At 50.4% G+C, this 1,995-nt stretch carries 1 protein-coding gene; it reads left to right on the plus strand.

The genetic code is table 11. The features are described 5' to 3' along the window. Window positions 1-502 precede the first annotated feature (502 nt). A complete protein-coding gene (gene ltrA, locus SPL68_RS18390) occupies window positions 503-1,834 on the plus strand; it encodes a group II intron reverse transcriptase/maturase (protein WP_323816628.1) in 1,332 nt (443 codons plus the stop codon). Window positions 1,835-1,995: the final 161 nt, after the last annotated feature.

Genomic DNA, 1,995 nt, shown 5'->3' on the forward strand with positions numbered 1-1,995 from the left:
TTGGCGTGCGCCGTGATAAGGCGGCGCTTTTCCCCGTGGGTGAAAATCCCACTCGGCTATCGCTCCAGCCGAAAGCAACCGGAGCAATTATAGAGGCAACGAAATAGTTGAAGCCTCCGGTGAAGCGTGCCACAAAATAAGGTGGCAGCGCGAGTGTGCAGGCCGTAACGCGAGTGAACGCCGAGCAATCCTCGAAATGGACGTTACACAGGCCGACCCGATCGCCATTTCGGGGAAGGCTGATACAACTGGAGGACTTGAGCAGGGTTGATCCCAGTTGCTGTGTCGGGGTAGTGGCGACAGCATGTACACAAGGGAAGCGCGCGCAACACGGGAAGCCCCTCTGCGTGATCTGGGGAGATCAACCGAACACCCGTGAGGGAGCGTTTGGGCGCATCGGGGTGGCGGAGAGGCTCGTAGTACCGCGGAAGCCGAGTAATGTCGGTGGAGGAAAGGGGCCTCAGTTCAAAACCAATGTTTAAAGTAGGAAAGGATCAGGAGATTGGGCAACCTAGCAACTCCAATTAGTGTTCGGAAACTACAGAGAGCATTACACGTAAAAGCGAAGACTGAAGATAACTACCGTTTCTACGCCCTCTATGACAAATTGTATCGACAAGATGTCTTGGCTCATGCCTACGCAAAGTGCCGCGCAAATCGCGGAGCACTTGGTGTAGACCGACAAGATTTTTCTGACATAGAAACATATGGTGTTGAGCGATGGTTATCGGAACTTGCGCAAGCACTAAAAGATGAGAGCTATCGGCCTGATGCAATCAGGCGAGTGTATATCCCCAAAGCCAATGGCAAACTCAGACCGCTGGGTATCTCGACGCTAAGAGATCGCGTCTGCATGACAGCAGCAATGCTGGTGCTGGAACCGATTTTTGAAGCAGATCTTCCACCGCAGATGTATGCCTATCGTCCAAGGCGCAATGCGCAACAGGCGATAGTTGAGGTGCAAGAACAAATGTATCGAGGGCGACCCGATGTTATCGATGCAGATCTTTCGGATTATTTTGGCAGTATTCCCCACGTTGAAATGTTGAAGTCACTTGCGCGTCGTGTTGTTGATCGACGTGTTCTGAGTTTACTAAAGCGATGGCTGGAATCTCCTGTCGAAGAGAAAGATTCGAAAGGCCGCACAAGGAAAACAACGGAAGCAAAAGACCAGCGGCGAGGAATACCTCAAGGTTCGCCAGTGTCACCACTGCTAGCAAATTTATATATGCGCCGGTTTGTGGTGGCATGGAAACAATTCGGCCTAAATGAACGTCTTGGAAGTTTTATTGTTACTTATGCAGATGATCTGGTGATTTTATGTCGGCGTGGAAAAGCTGATGAAGCATCTTCATGGATGCGCAAAATCATGGAGAAACTCAAGCTGACAGTGAACGAAGACAAGACGCGAATTTGCCGAATACCAGAAGAGTCTTTTGATTTTCTGGGTTACAGCTTTGGCAGGCTTTACTCACAGAAAACGGGCAAAGCCAGATTGGGTATGCGACCGTCGAAGAAGAGCATCAAGAACATGGTGCAAAAGCTTCATGGAATGACGACAAACTCTTATTCGTGCATGGATACCACAGAAATGGTAAAGCAATTAAATCGCACATTGGTGGGATGGGCGAATTACTTTTCAGTAGGAACTCATCTGCAAGCTTATCGTGCGATTGATAGTTATATCGCTATGCGGTTGCGTAAGTGGCTGCGACACAAATACAAAGTTAGAGGACGTCGAGGTGGGGCATTTCCCCAGTCTCATCTCTACGGGCATTTTGGGCTCGTACGTCTAACGCAATTGGGTCGCGGTGAGTCGTGGGTGAAAGCGTGATGTTTTGTCCGAGAGCCGGATGCGGGAAATCTGCACGTCCGGTTCGATGAGCGGGGGCTGGAAACGTGAGCAAGGTAGAAGGAGTGTCACCTGCATTAATCGAAAGAGCAGGAGTAGGAAGCCACTACCTAAACTCGGCGCGCCAGTCTTCGACTCTACCG

The sequence above is a fragment of the Cellvibrio chitinivorans genome (assembly GCF_035117775.1).
GTDB lineage: Bacteria > Pseudomonadota > Gammaproteobacteria > Pseudomonadales > Cellvibrionaceae > Cellvibrio > Cellvibrio chitinivorans.